Origin of the sequence: Bacillus suaedaesalsae (assembly GCF_016890225.1) — a bacterium.
In the GTDB taxonomy this organism is placed as follows: Bacteria; Bacillota; Bacilli; order Bacillales; family SA4; genus Bacillus_BS; species Bacillus_BS suaedaesalsae.
The window spans coordinates 140,516-163,965 of sequence record NZ_JAFELM010000030.1; the positions used below are offsets into that span (position 1 = coordinate 140,516).

Here is a 23,450-nt window from a genome sequence, read left to right on the forward strand (position 1 = left end):
GTTAACAATTTATTACCTAATAGAAAGAAAAGAGGCTGTCCCAAAAGTCATCTATTCATGACTTTTGGGACAGCCTCTTTTCTTATTCTTAATTTTTGTTATTAAACCAAATTGTGCCCAAAACACTTTAAAATAAAAATTACCATTTAGGTTCGATTACAATTGATCTTAGTAAATCAACATCTAGACATTGAACTGCACAGAAACAATTTACATCTATTTCTGTACAAATCCTTGTTCTTTCTAATCTTGCAACATCACATATTGAATCAACAATGCATCCTTGAAAATCGAGCGGACGTAGAAGAGATATTTTGGCACAACAGGTTTCCTCATCAATGTCTTCTATTCGGAAAAAGCTTGTTTTAAAATGTGAAATCCCATTAGATTTACGTTCAAATCCAACTAATTCCAACGGACCATTACTTTCTGTAAAAAGCATAAACGGAAGGGTATCTACCTTTATGAGCTTTGCTAGAAGACTACTAAAGCAACTTGTAGGACAACCACCTAGCTGGTCTTGCTGCGATTTTAGTTCTAAAAGGGCAGAGCATACACAGTTTTTCCCTCGCATCTTCCCTCCCTCCAATCCACATGTTTTACTATATGATATAGTATGAACCCTTTAATGGTGCAGGAATATTAAGGATTTAGACTTAGTTACTTGACCTATTTGTTAAAAATATTGCATATGGAATAAGTCTTTTTGCTACTTCAAACTCCCTATGCTTGCATCCAGGTCTCCAATTCACTTCAAATATCCATAGCTTTTGGTTCCCATCAACGCCAACATCAATCCCTAATTCGTCAAAAGATCGATTATAAATTTGATCCATATGATAAGAAAATGCAATGGCGAAATGTTCTAATGTCCTTCGCATATTAAAATACTGTTCACCGAATTCTTCTTGAAGAAAGATATCTAATTCTCCCCTATAACCCCCGCTACTCACATTACTTATCATTTTCCCGCTACCACTTACGCGGGGATAAATTAATGTAATTTCCCATTCTCCGTTTCCATTTTTCTGAACATGTAGCCTAAAATCATAAGTTAGCCCCGCTTTTGTCTTGCATTCAATAAAAGGTTGAACAAGATATTTCTTTTCATTCTTTAAATCATTTACTAGATCCAATATCTCATTTTCCAACAACTTACGATTATGATCTCCTTCAGTCAACTGATATTCCCCATCACCTATTTTTTCTAAAAATAACACTTTGCGTCCCTTACTTCCCGAGAATGGTTTGATGACAATTTTATTGTATTGATTAAAGAGTTCGAGTACTCTTTCTCCATTCTTTAATTTGTTGGATGGGATTAAATAATCAGCAAAGTCCTTTGCATTCTTTATTTTTTTATAAACCTTCATTTTAGTGCCAACAGGAAAACTGGTGAAAGGAATCTTTTCCTTTAATTGCTTACGAATTTGAGATTGAGCTTCTGTTTTAGGACCACTTATATTTAATATGACGTCAGGAAAATCTACTTCCTGCTGCTGCCAAATTCCATCAATAAATTTCCACCCTTGAATTTTTTCTAACTCAAAGTCAACGGAATGATAAGAGAAATAGACAAAGTCTACCCCCTCCATTTTAGCAACAGCTGCACAAGCAAAAGCCTTTTTAACCTGAGCAGGCGTTTTTCGATAATGAAGCATTCCAATTAACGTCATTTTCAACACCCCTATAATGGCTCTAAAAAAAACTTAATCTCTTTTGCTGCGTTTATCGCAATCTCCTTTGCTTTTTGAGGAGTCTCGGCAGCAGCTAACACATACGCATATCGATCTCCCATTGATAAAGGAGGAGAAAGGATACTTCCCTTCCTTGGTTTCACATAAACATCAATTACTCCTTCATGCATGGATGCACGTTTCTTCCCTGTTACCTTTAACAATTTCCCTCTACTATTGACTGTTAGATATTTTCCGTACACATACCGATGATGTTGTCCTTGGAGATTAGGTACTTCTCCTAAATAAAGTGATATAGTCTCCTTTACTAAATTAACACCAATTCCTTCATGGATAATTCGGTTCATTGCCCCACCAGACATACGTGGATTGATCTCAATGAGTTTCCAGTCTCCATCTACTAGTCTTATTTCAAGATGACAAGATCCATTGATCACCCCAAGAGTAGAAGTAATACTCTCGACTGTTTCCACAAGTTTTTGATATTCGATTTCTTTAAGGATAGCTGGGAATAAATAGTCAGTTACAATAAACCGGTTCATTTTTGTAATTTTTTGTTCAACCACTCCAACAATATGAACCTCACCATCATGAACCAACACTTCCACTAAATATTGCGGTCCTTCTAAATATTCTTCGATTAAAACAGAATATGGATTTAAGGATAAGAATTTATTCAATCCTTGTTTAAGTTTCTCTTTCGTGTCTACAAGAATGACATCTTTTGATCCATTGGATACTGGTGACTTGATAATAAGAGGTAATGATGAATGATGTCGCTCAATACAATTATGAAGTGTATCAATATGTGGTCTGAACACGTCAAACATTGGTGTTGCTGGGTGGTCAATCATCATTTCTCTAAAACGTGTTTTATCTTCCATTAAATACAATGCATCTGTAGATAAATTCGACAGTTCCATTTCATTTGATAATGTTGCTGCTAGATTTACAAATGGATCAATAAAGCTTATACATCCCTTGATTTCTTTACCTTGTAACTGAAGCTTCTCAATTTCGTTTAATAGAAGTTCTTTATCTAGTAAATTCTCAAAATAAATCATTTGATGTACTTCACAAAATTCTTCTCGTTGTTGGATAAATTTTTCTCTATCCGTAAAAAGTACAACAAAATATCCTAGTTCTTCCGCCGTTTTTAATGCATCTCTACTAGTACCTGATTTATTGCTCCCGATAAATAAAATCGTTTGCATATTTTCATCTCCCAAATCTCTATTGTTAGGAAATGTTATTCCCATAATTATTCTGTTAAAATCCCGCTAAACATTTTAAATAAAGCATGTTAGAAAGTTTAATTTGTTCATATAACTCACGATCACTAACATACAAAGGTAACGCATCATTTGGGCTGCGGTGATTCATTTCCAATATCCAAATCTTTTTGTCAACATCTATGCCAATATCAATTGCGAAATATCCGTAATTCATTTTTTTCTTATCAAAACATTGACAAGCTTCACAAGCTAGTTGAAAAATCCTTTCTCTCCAAATAGGAACTTCATCATCAGTTAACCTCAAAATATATTTTAAAGTTTCATCCCCTTTTTCTACTGTTCCTCCACTTGAGCGATTACTTACGATACTTTTAGGTACTCCATTTCTCCCAATCCATCCTAAACATTTCCAGTTTCCAGTTCGATCCTTTGTAACAAAAAGTCTAAAATCCGTAACACGTTGTTGCTGAAAGACAAGGTTTAGTTTTTGCTGAATCAAATACTTTTGTGAAGTAAGAGAATTAGATAAATATTCACTTATCCCCATTTCATCCAAATTTAACGTATGATTTTCATCACCTTTACGATAACGAACAGTGTAGAGATTATCTTCTTTGTGTATCTCCTTAATGTTCTTTCCCTTTAGTCCTGATAATGGCTTTAGAAAGACTGTTTCTTCTTTTTGTAGTCTAGATTGTACGTCAGCTGGTCCAGTATATAAGGATGTAGTTGGCAAGTATTGTTTTAGTGTTTCAAACTCATATAGTAATTGGTGAACATCCCATTTCGACAAATTTTTGTAATTGAAAAAGTTAGAACCAATCTTCTTCTCAAAGTGTTTACGCCACCTTTTTTTCATAGTAATCTTTCGATAAAAGGAACTAGGATACGGAAATGTCCCCCATTCCCATTTAGCTTCTTTAGGGTTATAAATATATCCAGAAATATGGTTTTCTTTATGTTCAATCCCTTCAAATGAAAATGCTATTATAGCTCCTCCGATTTGTTTATAGTGTTGAACATAGTTTAGAAGTTTTTTAACTTTCCTTTTTAATCTTGTATTTGTTTTAGCGGCAAGAATCCCAATGTAAGGTCCGATTATAAGTTCGTCTTGATCTACTATTAACACAAATTGACAATGTAGTGGAAGATGAAGTTCTTTTGCACAACCTGAAGAAATGATACATGTCTCCTTTGCAATCGTGTCATCAGGAATTAAGTTTATTGATATGGCATTTGTACCGAAGCGTAATACTAAGCTTTGACCTTTAATTTCTCCAATTGCCTTTAAAATATCTGGATGTATCATAAGCTTTCCTGTTGAGCATTGATCCTCAGCTATCGAAATTAGGTTCATTTATATCCCTCAATCTAATTTTAGTTCTCATTTAAAATATTCATTTTCAAATGATTTGTGATAAAACTTCATTTCTCATGAACATCTAGTGTTTTTTTCACATTATTTATCTATAGGGAAGAAGGAGGTTGAATAATGAAGAATACAATGGGGATTTTTATTTCTAAAAGAAAATATCAGCATTTATTAGATGGCAGAAGTTACAGCTCAAATTACTTTTATGAACAGGGAGCGAATGATTGTAATCTGTCAATTTGCTATGTAACACTAAATGATTTGTCATTAGAAAAAACCGAGAATGTAAAAGCTCTCTTGTATGATAAGGATGAGGAGAAGTATAAAGAAAAACTAATACCATTACCTAGAGTGGTATACAACCGTGTTAGCCAAAAGAGTCAACGTATAAGAGATAAGCTCAAGCAATTAATTAACTTGGGATATTACGTTTTTAATGCCCTCCCATTTAAAAATGGAAAATTCATAATGAATCAGTTATTAGAAAAGAATGCCGAGATTGCATCTCATCTTCCTAAAACATTGGAAGCTACTGAATCAAATATTAAACGAATGATGAACCAATTCAATAAATTGTTTATCAAACCATTTTATTCCAGTATTGGTAAGGGCATTATGTATATGGAGAAAGTAGAGAATGGTGATTGGATATTACATTTTCGTGACGATAAACAAAAGTGGCATCAAACAAAATTTACTTATACAATACCGGCTCATGTTCTAAAAGCCATTTCACAAAGACCCTATGTTGTTCAAGAACGAATACCTTTGGCTACGTATGATGGAAGATCATTCGATACACGAGTTATTGTCCAAAAAAATGAAACAGGAAACTGGGGAATTACAGGTATGGTCGGCAAGCTTGCTCAAAAAGGGCATGTAATTACAAACGTAGGTATGGGTGGAGATTTTTCAGATATTGTCACCTATCTATCTATGAATCCAACCTTTTCTCCTGAAGAAATATGTAAGAGTATTGAAGACCTAGCTTTAAAAATTGCTCATGAGCTAGAAAAATATAGTTATCATATTGCTGATTTAGGAATGGATATTGGAATAGCAGAAGATGGAAAGCCATACTTTATAGAGTGTAATTTTAGAAGTCAGTATAGTGGTATGGAAAAAGATCCATCATTAGAAGAAGTTTGTAAAAGTTTATATGCGAATCCTATACGATACGGTAGCTTTTTATTAAGAAAAATGAATGAAATATGACTATTCGTCTACTTAAATTAACAGAGTAGGTATGTTTTTCACACATACCTACTCTTTTTAAAAACCTGCTAGTGTTTTCAAATAACCCAATAGGGTTGATAACACCCTTTTATATGTCTTAAAATCATCTCCAACATATGCTGCCATATCATGACCTTGGAATATATGATTAACCTCTAAAATCCATATATTCATATTTTGATCAATAGCTATATCAATTCCTAAATCTGCATAATGACCATATTGATCAAAAATATTTCCAATCGCCATTGACATGAAGATTATTTCTTGTACCTTCCGTGTTAACGCCTCATTAGATAGTTCAAACATTTTCTGCAAAGCCTCTATACCTTGATTAACTTCAGAAGGGTTATTCGTATAGATTTTATTTTTTAACCCATATCTAGCAATAAAAGCAGTTAATTCCCACTTTTTCAGACTGTTCTTTTGTACCATTAGTCTAAAATCTATATTTCTTTTTCCTTTTTGAAATCCTACATCTTGCTGAACAATATATTTTCCTTCTCGAATATTTTGGTATAAATATTGAGTAACATCTTTCTTTGTTTGAAACAAAAGAATCTTACCAGATCTTTCAATGCAATCATATCCATCCTGTGTTTTAACTATCTTTACTATTCCATATCCTCTCGAACCTCTTGTCGGTTTTAAATAAACGGAATTATATTTATTTAGCATATTTATTAATATCTGATTATTAGTTAATAATCTGGTTTCAGGAAGGTATTTCTGAATTGAATTATGATTTTTTAATAGCTCGTGAAGTTTTGATTTATTGTAATATTTATCATTAAAAAAGTGTTCCTTTCCTATAACCACATTGAAATGATCATTAAGCTTATTACGTATCAATGTTCTCCTATACATAGAAGCTGGATAAGGAAATATTCCACTTTTCCAAATTTCCAAACCATCGGAAGGATCATAATAATACCCACTTATTGTATGATTTTTCTTGTTAACACTGTCTGAAGAAAATACAAATATAAGTCCACCAATTTCACTGTAGTTGTGTAAATAGTCTTCGAAGTCCTCTAATAGTAATTCTAATTTCTCTTTTTTATTGGAAAGTAAAAACCCAATTACAGGGCCAATAAATAGATTATTAGCTTCTAATCTTGCCTCATAGAGTAAATCGATAGGTAATAAAAATGTATCACTTAAATACAAGGGTAGAATGATAGATTCGTTATCTATTTCATCTGAATAAGTTACCTGCAAAGTTTTATTCCAAGATCCAAAATGAAGCTTAACTTGTTTTGATAAAACTATATGTTCTAATTTCATTGGTAAAGTAACAGTGTCTGATGCAATATCTTTTTTCCATATAATTTTCATAAAATTTTCACCTCTCTTTAATATATGATGTAAAAATGATAAAGCCTTTACCATTTGTATAAGGTAAAGGCCTTTTTTTCTAAACTAACTTAAGGTTACAATTCTTCAAGAAATTCAATTGTGATTAACCCTAGGATTAATAAAACGAGTAATAATCCTAAAATTAGAGAACCAGAAGTTAATTCACTAGGAACGATGATCGAACCTACACGGCACAAATTTACATAGAAATCTAAATCTGGAATCTCAATGGAACCAATCAAATTTTCTAATGAAGTTGGTAAAGAATCTACAGATGCTACTGGTGCACCACCAAGATCAAAACTTAATTGAACTATTGCATCATATATTGTTCCTACTTCACCAAATCCTAGAATATTATTATTTTCCCCAACCAGAATCACGAACTGCCCACTAAGATTGTTTAGTATTTCTCGATAGTCTTGTCTTGCAAGATTATCACAAGAAAAATTTTGTAATCCCAAAGACCTCACTCCTTGTAATTTTTTGTAATTACGTAATTACAAGCTTAGTGTATTCTGAGTAGAAAAAAGTGAGTTGGCACTTGTCTTAGTACAAGGGTGTATTTTTAAATACTTTAAGTAAATATGTTTATCTTAATTAATTTATCTTGTAAATGGATGCAACTGCCCTGTCATGATTAAACTCCTTTGAATATACTACTCTAGAATCTTTTATTTTAATTATAAAAGGAGTGAGTTAAGTGGGAGTACGGAAGTTTCAATCATGTCATCATGATTGTTTATGTAAGTTGTTAAAGGAGTTTGAAGGTGAGGAAGTTACCATCAGAACAAAATCAGAGGATGTCATTGAAGGAGAACTCATAACTGTTACAATGAATTGTTGTGTGAAAATAGTAGAACCCGAATTGTACTCACCGTATATTGGAGAAAGACTAACTATTATTCGTTGCAAAGACATTGAACATTTTTCAGTAAGTTTATTAACAAACTAGATATACCCCTGGTAAAGTAATAAGCCTTTTCAAAAAGGTAAATTACTTTATTTACATAAGACAAAAAATATTTTTTTAGGAGATTTTTTATGAGGATTCTATTGATCATTTCTGGTTATAAAGGTATTTATCCATATCTTGAGAAATCTATTAAGAATGCTCTTGAACTATCTAGGCATTCTTGGATTTCAATTTCACCAGAACTATCAAACCAAAATATTGAAATAATTAAACATTTTCAACCAGATCTTGCTGTATCTATTGTTGGATATAATCTAGATAAGGAACTGATTAAATTTTTACAACAATTAAATATTAAATTTGGATTATGGTTAACTGAGGATCCATTTTATATTGATTCTTCTATAAAGCTTATTGAAGATATAAATTATATTTTTACAATTGATTTAGGAGCTTATGAGTTCTATAAAAGAAATTACCCTCTTAAAAATATTTATCATTTGCCTTTAGGTACTGATCCATCATTATATTTCCCTATACAATCAGCTGACAAAGTTTATGATATATGTATTGTTGGTTATCCTTACCCTGAAAGAGTTGATATTGTTAATCAAATTCTTGACAATACTACCTTCACAATTATATTAGTTGGTCCAACTTGGAAAAGATATTTAACTAAACAGAAGCTAAAATCAAATATAAAAATTATAAACAAATGGCTTGAACCAGAAAAAGTAAGAGAAATATTTAATTATTCGAAAATTATTATAAATAGTCATCGCTCCCATCAATTTTCAAAGAATAAAAATTCTTTAGGAATTGAAAATAAAAGTATAAATAATCGTACATTCGATATCGCAGCTAATGGTGGATTTCAATTAATTTCTTATAAACAAGACCTTGGTTTTCATTTTAATAGGAATAATGAAATCATCCCCTTTACAGATAATAAGGAATGTTTACATCTAATAGATTTCTATTTGGAAAATGAAGAATTACGAGATAATTATAGTAATAATGCACGAGAAAGAGTATTAAATGAACACACTTTTGAGCACCGATTGACTTATTTAATTAAGTGTATTTGTGAAAATTAAGATCAATTTATAGATATGTATCATACATTGAATTTAATAATTACATCTTTAAATATAAAAACAAATAAAAGTTGTACAATTATAAATGTACAACTTTTTATTTGTATTAATTGAATCTCTAGTTAGCATTCATGTTTTTTATTATTTCATTTGACAAGTCATATGGGTGTTCTAATTCCCAATACAGCCCTCTTTTATACATCTCTCTTACCTCTTTTTCAATAAATTCTCCAGAATTATAATATCCATATGACCATGGAATTTTCCCTAAAATAGATTGGCCGAAATTTTTTAAGGTTTTCTTATAATCATTATAAAGTTGTATAAATGGACTCGTATTATTTTCTCCTAACCATTCATTTATCGCCCAGTTAATTGATCCAGAATCAATACCTGAATAATGTATAAATCGCAAAGTTTGGCCTTCTACCATGTAGTTCTCACCCTCTTTTGTAAGATTTCTAGTTAAGAGAGACCATGTAGCATAGTTGTAACCAAAATGTTTTAAAATATATATATTAAAAAAGCCTGGTGCAAGATTAATCCACTTCTGGTCCGTAAATAATCCAGCAGGTATATCATCATAACAATAGAAAAATAATCTTTCTGCCCACCAATTTATAAATCTATTTGCTTCCTCGGACCTCTTTATAGCAAGAAACCCCAAATTAAATGCTCCGTGCTTCAAGCTACTTATCTCCATATCTATATTTCCTGGTTTTAACATATGGGGAGTCAAAACAATAGACTCTCTTTCTAATACCTCATTTAGTTCGCTAAACTCCGAATAAACTATAATATCTGGATCTAAGTAAACAAATTTATCCTCATCTAAAAAATTATCTAACATATATCTAAATAATTGACCTTTAACAGCTGTAGATGCTTCTACAATTGTATGTTTAAATATAAATTGGTCAAAGTTTGAAAAACCAATATCTTTAGAAAGTACGATATAATCAAAGGACTTAAAATTCTCAGCCACTTGATGAACTTCTCTTTCAGTCAAACAAACAAGGAACTTTATTCTAGAATCAACTTTTTTAACAGACTCTGCCAAAGCCATTGCCTTTGGAAGGTAATTTGCACAAATGGAAGTACATATTATCATTTTTTTCCTCCTTACAAATTGATATTATTAGGTTAAAAAATATACCTTAATCTATAATGGACCGAATGATGATTTATACTTTTCAATAAGAGTAGCTTGCTGATTAATAACTTCATCTTTATGAGACAAAATTTTGTCAATATAATAGTAATCAATTAACTCAATGTTACCGCTTATATAAACACTTTTAATATTTCCTTTAATTGGTATGAAGAACATAGGGTCGGAAGTATGAAATAATGTATAATTGTTTTTTTGTTTTATTCCATTTGAATTCACTTGGTTAATATCAGCTGATAAAATCTTCCCATCATTTTCTTCATAAATGATTTCGTTTATCCTTACTCTACACCATTTCCCTTCAACCGGATCAAATCTAACACCTAAAATACGATTAAATTTAGAAAGGTCAAAATTCAACTCAAAATTACTCATAAAGTGGTTAAAGCTATTGAGTACAATACGTTCTTTATCATTAAAACCATTTCCTGTATCAACAAAGATTTGAGCACTTTGCTTAGGTGATACTCTATTTTCAATTAAAATTCTGATATTTTTTATAAAAAGATTTTGATGATTTCGGAATATCTGTTCAAACATTTCTGTATTATGATTTACTAAATTAGTAGATCGAGATTTTGCTTTTATTCTGTAAAAAAATAATACTTCCGGAATTCTATAAACAGAAACTCCTAATTCAATTAAAGAAAGCCAAAAATCATAATCCTCCATCCCGTGTATCATATTAGAATTATAGCCTCCAACTTTTTCCCAATCTTTCTTCCTGAAAAAAGCTGAATTAAAGATTACATTGTCCAATATTATTGTTTCAAAAGAATACTCTGGTAAATCCCATTTCCCTCTTCTACTTCCAAAAAATTCAGCCTCACAGTAAACAATTCCTAAATTTTTATTATTTTCAAGTAAGTCTACTGCCTTTTCAAGATATGTTCTTCCAATTTTGTCATCTGCATCTAGTGGTAAAATATACTTCCCCTTTGCTTCTCTTATACCGATATTTCTAGCTATTGAAGGACCCTGATTTTCAGTAAATATTACCCTGGTTTTCGGTTTCTTATATTGCTTAAGAAGAATATTTGTATATTTATCTGTAGAGCCATCATTTATGATAATAATTTCAAAATCTTGAAATGTTTGATTTAAAACAGACTTAACCGCTTGATCAATGTATTTACCATAATTAAAACAAGGAATAATTACACTAACTTTAGGCATTACATTCTCTCCTATTCAGTACGATTGAATTAATTTTCTTAGTATTATTTTTTTCTTTATTAGAAACTGATGAATAAATAAATAATTGGCTACTAAATTAGTAATTTTAATTTATCTTAATAATTGCTTTATACTAAAAGAAAAATCAAAGTCCTCCATTGTTCTCATACGAAATTAAACAAACTAATTGGTATCGAGAATGAAAAAGGTTAGTTAATTAAAAATTGGTAGTATTGCTTCTACTTTCATAAAATTCATTATTTTATATAATATTATTTTTTTTATAAATTGGTACTATTACAATAAAGAATGATAAATTTTCTATATTATTCCTCAACTCAAATATTACCTTTTTATATATCAAAGAACCAAACTACACTTCTAATAATCTATAAAACAAAAGTTGTAAAATACTAGGATAGTTTTATATTCACAACTTAGTTAAGTTCTATACAATTTGACTAGAATGATAAATGAGAGATTGTATCCGAGTGGGGAACAAAATACAGGTAAAAAATATAATGAAGACTTTAAGAAATGATTGTAGACCTCTATCTTACTGGCATCTCAGCCAAGGATTTAAGAAGGGAATATGGCGTATCTGAAGTGATGATTTATGCATGTGTAAAGAATTTCACCCCTATTCCAACGAAGGATGATTCAACGGTTACGGCCAATGAACTAACGAAAAATTACCAGACTTGTGTCTAAAATATTGACTCTAGTCCAAGTATCAGGTGCAGGACTTTGCATTTATCATTTCAAAGCTCTGCACTTTTATTTTGCATTTTATTAAGAGTTATAGTTGTTATTTATATACATTTCTTTTTAAAAAATCTTTTAACGCATCTCTCCAGTGAGGCAATAATTTAAACTCATTTATTCGTAAATTCAAATGATCCATAACTGAATATTTTGGACGATTAGCAATTCTAGGAAATTCTTTTGTTCCACAAGATTTTAATTCAATGTTGATACTTAATTGATTAAATAACTCATTTGCTAGTTCATACCAAGAACAACTTCCTGAATTTGAGACATGGTAAGTTCCATATTTTGAAGACTCCATAATTTCAATAACGGACTTTGCTAAATCAAGAGTATAAGTTGGACAGCCAATTTGATCTTTTACCACCATAAGTTGACTCTGTTGCTTTGATAATTCAATCATTGTTTTTATAAAGTTCTTTCCATTGGTACCAAACACCCATGATGTTCTTATGATAAAGTATTTTGAATGAAAATCACGAACAAAGCATTCCCCAGCTAGTTTGGATAGTCCATATATATTAATAGGATCTGTCTTTGAGTATTCATTATATGGTGTATTACTTTTTCCATTAAAAACATAATCAGTGCTTATATAAACTAGTTTTGCTTGAATACTTTCGGCTGCTATTGCTATATTACGAGTACCTATACCATTAACTAAAAATGACAAGTCAGGATTACTTTCAGCACCATCCACATCAGTAAATGCTGCACAGTGAATAATAATATTGGGATTTACTTTGGTGACTTGGTTGAAGACCTCCACCTCGTTTGTTATGTCCAATTGATCTCTTCCGAAACTAAACACAGTATATCCAAACTCTTTCAACACTAAAACCAATTCTGACCCTAGTTGCCCTTTAGCTCCAGTGACAAGCACCTTTTTTATAATGTTTCCCTCCATTCTATAAAATCTATTAAGTTATTGTTTTATTTTTAATGACTTCCACCATTTTTGATTAGATTTATACCAATTTATCGTTTCTTCTAATCCACTATCAAACGAATATTTGCCCTTCCATCCTAATTTAGTACGAATCTTCTCAGAATCTATAGCATATCGAAAGTCATGACCTAGCCTATCGTCCACGAATGAAATCATATTCCTTGAAACTCCAAGCTCATCTACTATTTTTTCTACAACTTCAATATTCGTTCTCTCATTGTTACCACCAATATTATATACTTCACCTGGTTTTCCTTTTTGAAGGACCAAATCTATAGCTGAACAGTGATCTTCAACATGCAGCCAGTCTCGGATATTTTTGCCGTCTCCGTAGACCGGTAACAATTTACCTTCTATTGCATTAGTAATCATAAGGGGAATAAGTTTTTCGGGAAACTGAAATGGACCATAGTTATTAGAACATCTTGTAATATTCACATGCAATCCAAATGTTTCATGATATGAACGAACTATTAGATCAGCACTTGCTTTACTTGCAGAATAAGGACTATTTGGTGCTAAAGGTGTTTGCTCCGTAAAATATCCTATTTTACCAAGTGAGCCATACACTTCATCAGTTGATACTTGTATGAATTTCTTAATATTATTTTCTTTGGCAACATTTAATAACGATAATGTTCCTAATACATTTGTTCTTATAAATTGATCTGAATGTTTGATACTCTTATCTACATGGGATTCTGCTGCAAAGTTTACAATTATATCAATACCATAGGATTTAATAATATACTCAACGAGTTCATTATTTACGATGTCCCCTTTTATAAAAGTATAATTCTTATAATCTTTAATCCTACTTAAGTTATCCAGATTACCTGCATAAGTTAATAAATCTAAATTTACAATGTAAATATCTTGATAGTTTTTAAGCATATAGTAAATAAAATTACTTCCAATAAATCCTGCTCCACCGGTTATTAATACCTTCACTTAATGCACCTCCCCCTAAAAGTTTAATTCTGAATGCTTCAACAAAGGTAATTGTTGATCTTTGATTGATAATATTGGATTAGAAATTGGCCATTCAATACCAATATTAGGATCATTCCACAGAATTCCCCGATCGAGCTTCGAATCATAGAACTGGTCAACCTTGTATAATAAATGTGTATCCGGAACTAGAGTACAAAAACCATGAGCAAATCCAGGTGGGATTAATAACTGTTTTTTATTCTCCTCACTTAAAATAATACCGAACCAATCCCCAAACGTATTAGAGTTCGGTCGAATATCAACAACCACATCATAAATAGCACCTGTACATACGCGTACTAATTTAGTTTGAGCCATTGGATGTAATTGATAATGTAGCCCTCTGACAACTCCAGGTTCCTTAGATAAGGAATGATTATCTTGAACAAAATCATAATGTATTCCATTTTGTTCTAGTAATCTCTTATTATAGCTCTCCATAAAAAAACCTCGACCATCAAACTTAACCAATGGTTCTAATATATATACACCTTTAAACTTCGTTTCGTTAATCTTCATCTCCCACCTCAGTTAGTGAAGCTTTTGCAATCTTAATCAGGTATTTACCATACTCATTTTTCATTAAAGGCTTTGCAAGGTTATATAACTGTTGACTTGATATATAACCCTTCTTAAATACAATTTCTTCTATACATGCAATCTTTATATTTTGATGTTCTTCTACAGATTTAATAAACTGAGATGCTTTTAAAAGTGAGTTGTGGGTTCCTGTATCTATCCAAGCGATTCCTTCTCCGAGCAGTTTCATGTTTAACTCTTCACACTCTAAATATTTGTTATTAATATCTGTTATTTCTAATTCTCCTCGATTAGAGGGAATAATTTCTTTGGCAAATTCAATCACTCGATTATCATACAAATACAAGCCTGTTACAGCATAATTGGTTTTAGGTGATGAAGGCTTCTCTTCAATAGAAATTACCTTTCCTTCTTTATTAAATTCAATGACACCAAATCGTTCTGGATCATCTACTTGATAGCCAAAAACTGTTGATCCAATATTATTTTTCACTGCATCCAATAGAATGTTTTGAATTTCAAACCCATAAAAAATATTGTCACCTAATATTAATGCCACATCATCATCACCTATAAAATGCTCACCAATTAAGACTGCTTGTGCAATACCTTCAGGGGCAAATTGAATTTCATATGAGATAGATATTCCTAAACTAGATCCATCACCTAACAGCTCTTTATATCGGGGAGTGTCACGGGGAGTTGAGATAATCAATATCTCTTTTATACCTGCATACAACAGTGTTGAGAGAGGGTAGTAGATCATTGGTTTATCAAAAATAGGTAGTAAATGCTTGGAGATAGATTTTGTTAATGGATACAATCTCGTCCCACTCCCCCCTGCTAAAATAATTCCTTTCACATTAATCCTCCTTCCCAAAAATGAAATAACCTATTTTTCTTTAGGTATTATATGTGAACGAATTACCAGTGTTTGGGTATTGAGGAATAAAATCTTGAGTAACAAGTGCATCTAAAATTAAGTAGAAGAGTACTGCTCTTAAATTTTTCTCAATATAATATAGAATTTTTTCAAAACAAACGCTTGCCCATTTTTCCCCCATAAAGGCAACTCGCCCATACCAAACTCCTAATAAGACATATTCTATATTGACGATAAAAAGTCAAAACAAAAATTTTAAGGAGTGAAATATTCATGAGTTGTTCAAACAATAACTGTGTATGTGATGCAGTTCAAAACATCCTAGACCAACAAGAAGCTGTTGAAGATCAATGTCCTACAAGTTGTTATACAAACCTTTTAGCACCTACAGTTGCACCTGGAAGAGATACAATTCCTTTTATCCTTTACACTAAAAAGGGTAAGCCATTCAGTGCATTTGGTGGTATTGGTGGAGACAGCTTTAGAACACCTTTCTTCCGTGTCTCAAACCTTGATGGTTGCTGTGCAACACTTGAACTACTTGAGCCGGACTTAAATGGTGGAGGCGTTAATGACTGTACTTCTGATATTGAAGAAATCATCTGCAGAACTGAAGAACTTGAAAGAACTGGATTCTGTATCGAAGTTGACTTAGACTGCTTCTGTGCTATCCAATGTTTAAGCCCAGATTTAGTAGAAAGTGTGTTAAGCGGAGCTGGCAGACACAAAAGAAAACACCGTTAATAGCTTTACAGATTGAAAGGGACAGTTATTGTCCCTTTCTTTCATTTTAAAAAATGGGTATTAGACCTTAACACAATAAATCTAGTCCTCCTATAAGATGTTATGAGTCTATAAAAATAGGAGGCAAAAAGATGAGTAAAGAATTGAATTGTGTATGCGATGCTGTACAAAATATTCATGATTTGCAAGAGGCTGTTGAAGATCAATGTCCTACAAGCTGTTTTAGTAACTTGTTGTCACCTTCAAACTTTTTAGGTGATACAATCCCATTCATTCTTTATACAAAGAAGGGTGAACCTTTTAAGGCATTCGGAAACATTGGTAATGAAGATTGTTTCAAAACACCTTTCTTCCGTGTAGAAAACATTGATGATTGTTGCGCAACTCTTTCATTATTAATGCCAGATTGCAGCGACATTTGTGGCGTAAATAACTTAGTTAAAACAGCTTTTTGTATTGAAGTAGACTTAGGCTGCTTTTGTGCTATTCAATGTTTAGATCCAAGATTAGTAGTAAACTCTTTTCCTACACCAACAGTCGTAGCAGGTGTTGAAGATGAGGAAGAGGAAGAGGATGAGGAACAAGTAGAAGATCATAGTCATGGTCGTAAAAGAAGAGGTCATCGCCATTAGAAAAGAATCGGGTTTTCCCGATTCTTTTTATAATCCAATAATTGAAATATCTTTAATCTCTTGAAGTGATAGTTGAACTTCATAAGGCTCTGATACTGTATTAATTAATACAATTCCTTCATTAAATCCAATAACTTTTCCTCTATATGTTTCAGATTCAGTTTTAATCTGGCATGTAGACTTCGGAACATTTGCTGGTAATTTTACAAAGAACTTAATCTTCTCTTCTATATTTAATTCTACAAATCTCCTTCTTCTTGATTTCCGATTTTTAGGTGTATCCACAACCTTTTGCGGTACTTCCTCTTCTTCAACCGTTGGTATTTCATTTTGTGAAACTTCAACCTCAGCTTTTGGTTCCTCTTTAACTTCAGTAAACACTTTTTTCTTGGTTACTACGTGCTGCATCTTAGCCGTAATTGCCGAAAAATTCGGTTGTGATATATACATTAGTGGACGTTGCTTAACCGTTTCTTTGTTTATCATTTTGTCCAACCTCCGCCTCTTTTCAATATTCATCTATTAGTATGCTGACTTTCATTGTTATGTGCCTATTCATAAAAGAAATGTTCCTACAAAAAGCATAAATTCAAAAAAATTGCCAGATTGTCCAAACGTATCACTCTTGTCCTTCGTATATTGTAGTAAAGCTACTTGAAAGGAGGAGAAATAAATGAAACTTTATTTAGATCCCGGACATGGTGGTACAGACCCTGGTGCACAAGGAAATGGACTTAAGGAAAAGGATATAAATTTAGATATTGCTCTTAGAATTCGAAATATTTTACTAAACAATTATGATAATGTTGATGTGCTAATGAGTCGGACGGGTGATACAACGAAAAGCTTAGAGCAGCGTACAAATGAAGCAAATGCTTGGGGAGCTGATTTTTATTTAGCCATTCATTGTAATGCGTTTAATGGCTCTGCACAAGGATATGAAGATTATATCCATAGTAGTTTGTCAGATAGTTCAACAACGGCTACCTACCAAAACATCATTCATGCAGAAGTGGTGAAGTTGAATCAACTTGTTGACCGTGGAAAAAAGAAAGCTAACTTTCACGTTTTAAGGGAATCAAGCATGTCTGCAATGTTAAGCGAAAATGGGTTTATTGATAATTCTCATGATGCAGCATTGATGAAAGATCCCACTTGGCGCCAAAGAGTTGCACAAGGTCATGTAAATGGGTTAGAAAAATCATTTAATATACAGCGCAAACAGACTAATGATACAGATACAGTTTATAAAATCATTGCAGGTTCTTTTAAATCTCGAGGAAATGCAGATCAACGCGTGGATTTTTTAAACTCCCAAAATATCGAGTCATATGTTGATACCGTTATAATATCAGGCGAGACGTGGTACCGTGTTCAAGCAGGAGCTTTTTCAAGCCGTGAAAATGCAGAAAGACGATTAACGGTAGTGAAAAATGCAGGAATAACAGATGCGTATATTCTCTCAGAAAAAATATAAAAAAAGAAAGCGGAGCATCCCGCTTTCTTTTTAGTTCGCTAAAATATTATACCCAGAATCAACGTGAATCATCTCACCTGTGATTCCGCGTGACATGTCACTGAAAAGGAATACTGCTGTGTCTCCAACTTCTTCTTGAGTTGTTGTACGGCGAAGTGGTGCTTTTTCTTCGATTTCTTTTAGAATCGAGTTAAAATCACTTACACCTTTTGCAGATAGTGTACGGATAGGACCTGCTGAGATTGAGTTTACACGAATACCTTGTTTTCCAAGATCGTTTGCTAAGTATTTCACACTCGCATCAAGAGAAGCTTTTGCAACTCCCATTACGTTGTAGTTTCCTACTACACGCTCTCCACCAAGGTATGTTAAGGTAACGATGCTTCCACCTTCAGTCATTAAATCCTTTGCAACCTTTGAAACGGCTGTTAACGAATAGGAGCTAATGTTGTGAGCTAACAGGAAACCATCACGAGTTGTGTTCATGTAGTCACCGTTTAGTTCTTCTTTGTTCGCAAACGCGATACAATGTGCTACTCCGTGAATTACACCGACTTGTTCTTTTATAGATGCAAAGCACTTTTCAATTTCTTCATCACTTGTAATATCACATGGTAATACAAGTGAATCATTTCGATCTAACGTTTCTGCTAAGTCACGTACGCTTTGCTCTAATCTTTCACCAGCATATGTGAAAACAAGACGAGCGCCAGCAGTATGTAAGGAGCGAGCAATCCCCCATGCTATACTTCTTTTATTCGCTACTCCCATTACTACATATGTACGACCTTGTAAGGAAATACCCATATCTATCTTCCTCCTACATTTTATACCTTGTTATTAGTACCTAGTCATAGTATATCATAATGATTATGAAGTTGACTAGCACTTTACAAAATAATAGCTGCGATGAAGTTTTTCGTTCTTTTACTATTATTGAGAAATCACTCTCAAACTCACATCTACTACCTATACAAAAAAAAGAAGCCATATATAATATGACTTCTTACTCTCTTCCGTATTCTAATACCATTTTTAACTCATCAACATATTCTCTTGATCCAGTCACAATGAGTCGGTCTCCAAATAGTAACTCTGTGTCTCCATGAGGCACGATAGTATCTTTCCCTCTGAATATACGAACAAAAATAACGTCTCCTGTGAACGGGAAATTACGTAATTCAATTCCATTATATAAACTGTTTTTCATATTGATTTGATATAACGCTGTTTCTTGGTTTGTTAGTATGTTCATGACACTTGGCGCTTCAATCAAGGCACGTAACAACGTTTGAGTTGATGTTAGTACGGAGAACACTTCTACTTCATGTCCTTTCAACTCCTCATCCACATCAGGTGACTCAGCACGGGCGATAACACGCTCAACTCCATTTTCCTTAGCATGAATCGCGATTTCTTTATTTACCTCTTGGTCACCTGTCGTAACAACTAAAATGTCTACATTAAAGATGTCATGTTTCTTTAATTCCTCAAGTGAGTAGCTTTCTAATTCAACGATTGAAAAAATAGAATCTGATACTTGTTTTTCAATTTTGTCCTGTTTGACATGGAAAAGACTTGTTTCATATAAGTTTTTATTTAGCTCAAGTGTTGTAGGTAATGTATATTGATTTGCTCCGATAAATGCAACCTTCTTTTTCGGACCTTCAAATTCCTGGGTTGGGAACAACTTTTTAAACGCAATTGGTGTAATGATACTCGTAATGACTGCAACTAAAATTAACGCTCCAGACATTTTTGCATCTATAATACCGATACGTTCCCCAATCGTTGCAGCTGCAATGACTAATGATAGGGTGGAAGTTAGTAAAAACCCTGAGGCTAGAACAGTCTTCGTATCATACCAAAATCTCATTAAGTACACCGGGAAAATCTTCGAGATAAAAAGAGCAATTAATAATAATGGAATTAAATAAATAACCTTTGGATCTTCAAATAATGACCATACATCTAGATTTACCCCTACCATTACGAAGAATATCGGAATTAAAAACCCGTATCCAAATGAATCAAGCTTATGAACAAGGTCAGCATTCGGGGATAGTAAGGATACTAATACACCCGCTAAGAATGCTCCTAAAATATTTTCTGCTCCTACAGATTCAGATACACCAACTAATACGATAATAAGTGTAAACACTGCTCTCGTTCCAATTTGTATCGTTCCTTTTGACATTGTTTCCAGGAATGAACGGTTTCTGAAACGTTTTCCAAGAAAATAGAACGCTACACCTGCTGCGAATAAAATTAACAATAGCCACATGCTTCCTTGTCCTTCACTATACAGTGAAACAAAGACAGCAAGTAAAATCATCGTTACTAAGTCAGCGATAACAGCAACAAGTAATATCGTTTGACCAACTGATCGTTTCATAAGGTTTGCTTCCTTAAGTGTAGGCACAACCACGCCAAGTGAGATCGTCGATATAATTAGCGTCATTAGGAAGGCATTTTCTATAAATCCTGTCCAAACAAATATATAAGATAAAAGTAAAGAAAGGCCAAAAATCCCTATAAAAATGAGTGTAGAAAGTAGAAAGGCGTTTGGAGCATCCTTTCCATTTGATAACTTTTCTTTCTTTTTCTTTCCTGCAAATGCGGTAAAATCAATTTCTAACCCACTTAAAAACATTAAGAATATAAAGCCAAGTGTAGACAATGTTTCAATCCACATATCGGGTTCGATTAAATTAAAGCCTGATTTCCCTATAATAAGACCCATTAAAATCTCAGCAACGACGACTGGTAAGAAGTTTAGCCTAAATCGATGCATTAATAATGGTGTCAGAAAAGCTACTAATACAACAATTAATAAAGAAGTAACTGATCCATGATGTTCCATTCATTTTCCCCCTTTTACAAAAGGTCCTAAAATACTTTTTTCTTAGACTTATTACTTTTATTCTTAAAACCTTCTGATAAGTACTTGTTCGTAAACTTGTTCATCCAAAATAAGATGAAGTACCCATTTATTACTAGCATCCCACAAATGAGTAGAGATATCACGCAAAAACACTCTGATTGGATAATTAGTTGTTTTTTTGTCATAAAGTAATGAATGAAGACGAATTATGTATGTACCCTATTTTTACTAAAAGTAAACCAAATTTGTATTCTAGCCAAAAATTAGTAAAATGAAGTTAGTGAAAATGAATGTAATGAAGGGATTTGTCATGAATACTGAAAAAAACGCACAACAGCGTATTGATTATAGTTTATTGTTTATTTTATTTTTATTAGCTATTGCTAGTACAGTAGCAATTATAAGTGCTCAACCTACTTTACCAGAAAAACTAAAGAATATTAACTTCGTAGCTCAACAGTGGCAATGGTATGTGGTTGGCTCTGTTGCAATAGCCGTTACGATGATTGTTGATTATGATAGATTTAAGCAAGTTGCTTGGTACTTATACGGATTTGGCTTTTTGCTGTTAGTAGGATTAGAGATTAACTTTCCGAGCTCACTCGTCCAAACGATTAAAGGTGCGACAAGCTGGTACAAGCTGCCTGGTATCGGAAATTTTCAGCCATCCGAGCTAATGAAGATTTTCTTAATATTAGTTTTAAGTCAAATTATTGTGAACCATCGGGAAAAATATGTAGAAAGCTCTGTTAAATTAGATTTGTTTTTGCTAGGAAAATTATCGATAACGACTATTGCTCCTCTTCTGCTCTTAGTGAAACAACCTGATATGGGTATGTCGATGGTATTTATGTCGATCTTTGCTTCCATGTTAGTTGTATCTGGGATTCGCTGGAGAATATTAGTATCAATTACTGCTGCATTTTTATCGTTGGTTGCACTACTTGTATATACGTTTTTTGCGTTTCCTGTCTTTTTTAAAGAGCATCTATTAGATGACTATCAGTTGAACCGATTTTATGGTTGGCTAGCTCCCTATGAGCATTCCAATGCACAAGGGTTCCAGTTGATTAAATCTCTCCTAGCAATTGGCTCAGGTGAATTATCCGGAAAAGGATATCTTCAAACAGAAGTATTTCTACCTGAATCACATACTGATTTTATTTTCGCCATTATTGCTGAGCAATTTGGGTTTATCGGTGCAAGTATTGTGATCGCATTATTTTTCTTATTAATATATCGAATGATTCACATCGCACTAGAATGTAACGATCCATATGGAAGCTACCTTTCTGCTGGAGTTATCGGGATGATTACTTTCCAAGTGTTTCAAAATATCGGAATGACGATTGGGTTATTACCGATTACCGGCTTGCCTCTTCCTTTTATTAGTTATGGTGGTAGTTCCCTTGCGACGTATATGTTAGCGATAGGAATTATCTTGAATGTTCGATCTCGTACAAAGAAATATTTATTTGATTAGAAGCAGCTTACCGCTGCTTTTTTTATTTTGTAATTGTTCATAATAGTAGGAGAGCAATTTGGGAAGGAGAATTTTCATGCAAATCGATGTAATTGGAGACATTCACGGTTGTTATGAGGAGTTTGTCACATTAACAAAAAAGCTTGGATATGAGTGGGACAATGATATCCCTATTCACCCCGCTGGACGTGTTCTAGCTTTTGTTGGAGATTTAACAGATCGAGGTCCGGAGTCTATTAAAGTAATCAATATAGTCCATAAGTTAGTAATGGAAGAAAAGAAGGGTTACTACTGCCCAGGCAACCATTGCAATAAGCTATACCGCTATTTTTTAGGACGAAAAGTTCAAACTACTCACGGATTAGAAACAACCGTTGCCGAATATCAGGCACTCAAGCCAAAGGAACGTAATCTTGTGAATAACCGTTTCACAAGGTTATATGAAAGTTCACCCTTATACTTGCAACTAGATGAAGGGAAACTCATCGTGGCTCACGCAGGAATACGTGAAGACTATATTGGCCGAACTGACAAAAAAGTTCAAACGTTTGTGTTATACGGTGATATTACCGGAGAAACCAACCCTGACGGTACGCCTGTCAGACGTGATTGGGCACAAAACTATACTGGCTCACGATGGATTGTATATGGACATACACCAGTAAAGGAGCCCCGAATTATCGGAAACACCATCAACATCGACACAGGGTGCGTCTTTGGGGGCAAGCTAACAGCGTTTCGTTATCCAGAACTCGAAACTGTCTCCGTCCCTTCAACGATGCAATACGTTGAGGAGAAGTTTCGGTCGTTTAAATAAAGAAAAATCGGCACGGTGCCT

The 23,450-nt window shown here is 33.0% G+C and carries 23 protein-coding genes and 1 pseudogene; 9 read left to right on the top strand and 15 right to left on the bottom strand.

Annotation, left to right across the window (positions count from 1 at the left end; all coding sequences use genetic code 11):
- Positions 1-139: 139 nt before the first annotated feature.
- The 4 genes from JR050_RS11220 to JR050_RS11235 form a co-directional block, all read right to left on the bottom strand.
- Positions 140-574, bottom strand: a complete 435-nt coding sequence (locus JR050_RS11220) for a CotY/CotZ family spore coat protein (protein ID WP_204203584.1) — start codon at positions 572-574, stop codon at positions 140-142.
- A gap of 82 nt (positions 575-656) precedes the next feature.
- Entirely contained in the window at positions 657-1,676 is a 1,020-nt protein-coding gene (locus JR050_RS11225; protein WP_204203585.1) for a YheC/YheD family endospore coat-associated protein, read from the bottom strand.
- An 11-nt stretch (positions 1,677-1,687) separates the two neighbouring features.
- Entirely contained in the window at positions 1,688-2,911 is a 1,224-nt protein-coding gene (locus JR050_RS11230) for an ATP-grasp domain-containing protein (RefSeq protein WP_204203586.1), read from the bottom strand.
- A 55-nt stretch (positions 2,912-2,966) separates the two neighbouring features.
- Positions 2,967-4,289, bottom strand: a complete 1,323-nt coding sequence (locus JR050_RS11235) for a YheC/YheD family endospore coat-associated protein (RefSeq protein ID WP_204203587.1) — start codon at positions 4,287-4,289, stop codon at positions 2,967-2,969.
- Between the two features lie 135 nt (positions 4,290-4,424).
- Between JR050_RS11235 and JR050_RS11240 the strand changes: the two genes are divergently transcribed.
- On the top strand, positions 4,425-5,519 hold the full coding sequence (locus JR050_RS11240) for a YheC/YheD family endospore coat-associated protein (protein WP_204203588.1): 1,095 nt from the start codon (positions 4,425-4,427) through the stop codon (positions 5,517-5,519).
- Between the two features lie 57 nt (positions 5,520-5,576).
- On the opposite strand, the gene JR050_RS11245 is transcribed toward JR050_RS11240, so the two are convergent.
- Positions 5,577-6,878: a YheC/YheD family endospore coat-associated protein gene (locus JR050_RS11245; RefSeq protein ID WP_204203589.1), complete on the bottom strand. Its 1,302-nt coding sequence runs from the start codon at positions 6,876-6,878 to the stop codon at positions 5,577-5,579.
- Positions 6,879-6,973: 95 nt separating this feature from the next.
- Positions 6,974-7,363 carry a hypothetical protein gene (locus JR050_RS11250; protein WP_204203590.1) on the bottom strand — a complete coding sequence of 130 codons (390 nt, stop codon included), beginning with the start codon at positions 7,361-7,363 and terminating at the stop codon, positions 6,974-6,976.
- 239 nt (positions 7,364-7,602) lie between these two features.
- Here JR050_RS11250 and JR050_RS11255 point away from each other — a divergent pair, with 239 nt between their 5' ends.
- Both JR050_RS11255 and JR050_RS11260 read left to right on the top strand, forming a co-directional pair.
- On the top strand, positions 7,603-7,854 hold the full coding sequence (locus JR050_RS11255) for an LSm family protein (RefSeq protein ID WP_204203591.1): 252 nt from the start codon (positions 7,603-7,605) through the stop codon (positions 7,852-7,854).
- A gap of 89 nt (positions 7,855-7,943) precedes the next feature.
- Positions 7,944-8,912, top strand: coding sequence for a CgeB family protein (locus tag JR050_RS11260; RefSeq protein ID WP_204203592.1), 969 nt, complete (start codon positions 7,944-7,946; stop codon positions 8,910-8,912).
- 118 nt (positions 8,913-9,030) lie between these two features.
- Here JR050_RS11260 and JR050_RS11265 read toward each other — a convergent pair whose 3' ends face one another.
- Both JR050_RS11265 and JR050_RS11270 read right to left on the bottom strand, forming a co-directional pair.
- A complete protein-coding gene (locus JR050_RS11265; protein ID WP_204203593.1) occupies positions 9,031-10,023 on the bottom strand; it encodes a glycosyltransferase in 993 nt (330 codons plus the stop codon).
- A 51-nt stretch (positions 10,024-10,074) separates the two neighbouring features.
- Positions 10,075-11,259 carry a glycosyltransferase family 2 protein gene (locus JR050_RS11270; protein ID WP_204203594.1) on the bottom strand — a complete coding sequence of 395 codons (1,185 nt, stop codon included), beginning with the start codon at positions 11,257-11,259 and terminating at the stop codon, positions 10,075-10,077.
- A 537-nt stretch (positions 11,260-11,796) separates the two neighbouring features.
- Here JR050_RS11270 and JR050_RS11275 point away from each other — a divergent pair.
- Entirely contained in the window at positions 11,797-11,970 is a 174-nt protein-coding gene (locus tag JR050_RS11275; protein WP_204203595.1) for a hypothetical protein, read from the top strand.
- A 97-nt stretch (positions 11,971-12,067) separates the two neighbouring features.
- On the opposite strand, the gene rfbD is transcribed toward JR050_RS11275, so the two are convergent.
- Genes rfbD through rfbA form a run of 4 tightly spaced genes read right to left on the bottom strand, consistent with a single transcriptional unit; the run spans position 12,068 to position 15,371 of the window.
- Entirely contained in the window at positions 12,068-12,934 is an 867-nt protein-coding gene (rfbD, locus tag JR050_RS11280; RefSeq protein ID WP_204203596.1) for a dTDP-4-dehydrorhamnose reductase, read from the bottom strand.
- A gap of 18 nt (positions 12,935-12,952) precedes the next feature.
- Positions 12,953-13,927: a dTDP-glucose 4,6-dehydratase gene (gene rfbB, locus JR050_RS11285; RefSeq protein WP_204203597.1), complete on the bottom strand. Its 975-nt coding sequence runs from the start codon at positions 13,925-13,927 to the stop codon at positions 12,953-12,955.
- 15 nt (positions 13,928-13,942) lie between these two features.
- Positions 13,943-14,488 (bottom strand): dTDP-4-dehydrorhamnose 3,5-epimerase, encoded by a 546-nt coding sequence (rfbC, locus tag JR050_RS11290; RefSeq protein ID WP_204203598.1) that lies wholly within the window; start codon positions 14,486-14,488, stop codon positions 13,943-13,945.
- A complete protein-coding gene (gene rfbA / locus JR050_RS11295) occupies positions 14,478-15,371 on the bottom strand; it encodes a glucose-1-phosphate thymidylyltransferase RfbA (protein ID WP_204203599.1) in 894 nt (297 codons plus the stop codon). Before rfbA ends, rfbC begins: the two co-directional genes overlap by 11 nt.
- Positions 15,372-15,665: 294 nt before the next feature.
- Here rfbA and JR050_RS11300 point away from each other — a divergent pair, with 294 nt between their 5' ends.
- Both JR050_RS11300 and JR050_RS11305 read left to right on the top strand, forming a co-directional pair.
- Positions 15,666-16,136: a CotY/CotZ family spore coat protein gene (locus tag JR050_RS11300; protein ID WP_204203600.1), complete on the top strand. Its 471-nt coding sequence runs from the start codon at positions 15,666-15,668 to the stop codon at positions 16,134-16,136.
- Positions 16,137-16,267: 131 nt separating this feature from the next.
- Positions 16,268-16,657, top strand: a pseudogene (locus JR050_RS11305) (CotY/CotZ family spore coat protein); the annotation flags it as partial.
- A 138-nt stretch (positions 16,658-16,795) separates the two neighbouring features.
- Here JR050_RS11305 and JR050_RS11310 read toward each other — a convergent pair.
- A complete protein-coding gene (locus JR050_RS11310) occupies positions 16,796-17,254 on the bottom strand; it encodes a CotO family spore coat protein (protein WP_204203602.1) in 459 nt (152 codons plus the stop codon).
- A gap of 187 nt (positions 17,255-17,441) precedes the next feature.
- Between JR050_RS11310 and JR050_RS11315 the strand changes: the two genes are divergently transcribed.
- Positions 17,442-18,245, top strand: a complete 804-nt coding sequence (locus tag JR050_RS11315; protein WP_204203603.1) for an N-acetylmuramoyl-L-alanine amidase — start codon at positions 17,442-17,444, stop codon at positions 18,243-18,245.
- Positions 18,246-18,275: 30 nt separating this feature from the next.
- Here the strand turns inward: JR050_RS11315 and fabI are convergent, their stop codons facing one another.
- Together fabI and JR050_RS11325 are read right to left on the bottom strand one after the other, a co-directional pair.
- Entirely contained in the window at positions 18,276-19,052 is a 777-nt protein-coding gene (fabI, locus tag JR050_RS11320; protein WP_204203604.1) for an enoyl-ACP reductase FabI, read from the bottom strand.
- A 199-nt stretch (positions 19,053-19,251) separates the two neighbouring features.
- A complete protein-coding gene (locus JR050_RS11325; RefSeq protein WP_204203605.1) occupies positions 19,252-21,108 on the bottom strand; it encodes a monovalent cation:proton antiporter family protein in 1,857 nt (618 codons plus the stop codon).
- 331 nt (positions 21,109-21,439) lie between these two features.
- On the opposite strand from JR050_RS11325, the gene JR050_RS11330 reads away from it, so the two are divergent.
- Positions 21,440-22,612, top strand: coding sequence for an FtsW/RodA/SpoVE family cell cycle protein (locus JR050_RS11330; RefSeq protein WP_204203606.1), 1,173 nt, complete (start codon positions 21,440-21,442; stop codon positions 22,610-22,612).
- Between the two features lie 76 nt (positions 22,613-22,688).
- Positions 22,689-23,429, top strand: coding sequence for a bis(5'-nucleosyl)-tetraphosphatase PrpE (gene prpE / locus JR050_RS11335; RefSeq protein ID WP_204203607.1), 741 nt, complete (start codon positions 22,689-22,691; stop codon positions 23,427-23,429).
- The last annotated feature ends 21 nt before the right edge of the window (positions 23,430-23,450 follow it).

Coding starts and splice junctions, on each gene's coding strand:
- JR050_RS11220 (WP_204203584.1), bottom strand. CDS start 574: ATGCGAGGGAAAAACTGTGTATGCTCTGCCCTTTTAGAACTAAAATCG.
- JR050_RS11225 (WP_204203585.1), bottom strand. CDS start 1,676: ATGACGTTAATTGGAATGCTTCATTATCGAAAAACGCCTGCTCAGGTT.
- JR050_RS11230 (WP_204203586.1), bottom strand. CDS start 2,911: ATGCAAACGATTTTATTTATCGGGAGCAATAAATCAGGTACTAGTAGA.
- JR050_RS11235 (WP_204203587.1), bottom strand. CDS start 4,289: ATGAACCTAATTTCGATAGCTGAGGATCAATGCTCAACAGGAAAGCTT.
- JR050_RS11240 (WP_204203588.1), top strand. CDS start 4,425: ATGAAGAATACAATGGGGATTTTTATTTCTAAAAGAAAATATCAGCAT.
- JR050_RS11245 (WP_204203589.1), bottom strand. CDS start 6,878: ATGAAAATTATATGGAAAAAAGATATTGCATCAGACACTGTTACTTTA.
- JR050_RS11260 (WP_204203592.1), top strand. CDS start 7,944: ATGAGGATTCTATTGATCATTTCTGGTTATAAAGGTATTTATCCATAT.
- JR050_RS11265 (WP_204203593.1), bottom strand. CDS start 10,023: ATGATAATATGTACTTCCATTTGTGCAAATTACCTTCCAAAGGCAATG.
- JR050_RS11270 (WP_204203594.1), bottom strand. CDS start 11,259: ATGCCTAAAGTTAGTGTAATTATTCCTTGTTTTAATTATGGTAAATAC.
- JR050_RS11275 (WP_204203595.1), top strand. CDS start 11,797: ATGATTGTAGACCTCTATCTTACTGGCATCTCAGCCAAGGATTTAAGA.
- rfbD (WP_204203596.1), bottom strand. CDS start 12,934: ATGGAGGGAAACATTATAAAAAAGGTGCTTGTCACTGGAGCTAAAGGG.
- rfbC (WP_204203598.1), bottom strand. CDS start 14,488: ATGAAGATTAACGAAACGAAGTTTAAAGGTGTATATATATTAGAACCA.
- JR050_RS11300 (WP_204203600.1), top strand. CDS start 15,666: ATGAGTTGTTCAAACAATAACTGTGTATGTGATGCAGTTCAAAACATC.
- JR050_RS11310 (WP_204203602.1), bottom strand. CDS start 17,254: ATGATAAACAAAGAAACGGTTAAGCAACGTCCACTAATGTATATATCA.
- JR050_RS11315 (WP_204203603.1), top strand. CDS start 17,442: ATGAAACTTTATTTAGATCCCGGACATGGTGGTACAGACCCTGGTGCA.
- fabI (WP_204203604.1), bottom strand. CDS start 19,052: ATGGGTATTTCCTTACAAGGTCGTACATATGTAGTAATGGGAGTAGCG.
- JR050_RS11325 (WP_204203605.1), bottom strand. CDS start 21,108: ATGGAACATCATGGATCAGTTACTTCTTTATTAATTGTTGTATTAGTA.
- JR050_RS11330 (WP_204203606.1), top strand. CDS start 21,440: ATGAATACTGAAAAAAACGCACAACAGCGTATTGATTATAGTTTATTG.
- prpE (WP_204203607.1), top strand. CDS start 22,689: ATGCAAATCGATGTAATTGGAGACATTCACGGTTGTTATGAGGAGTTT.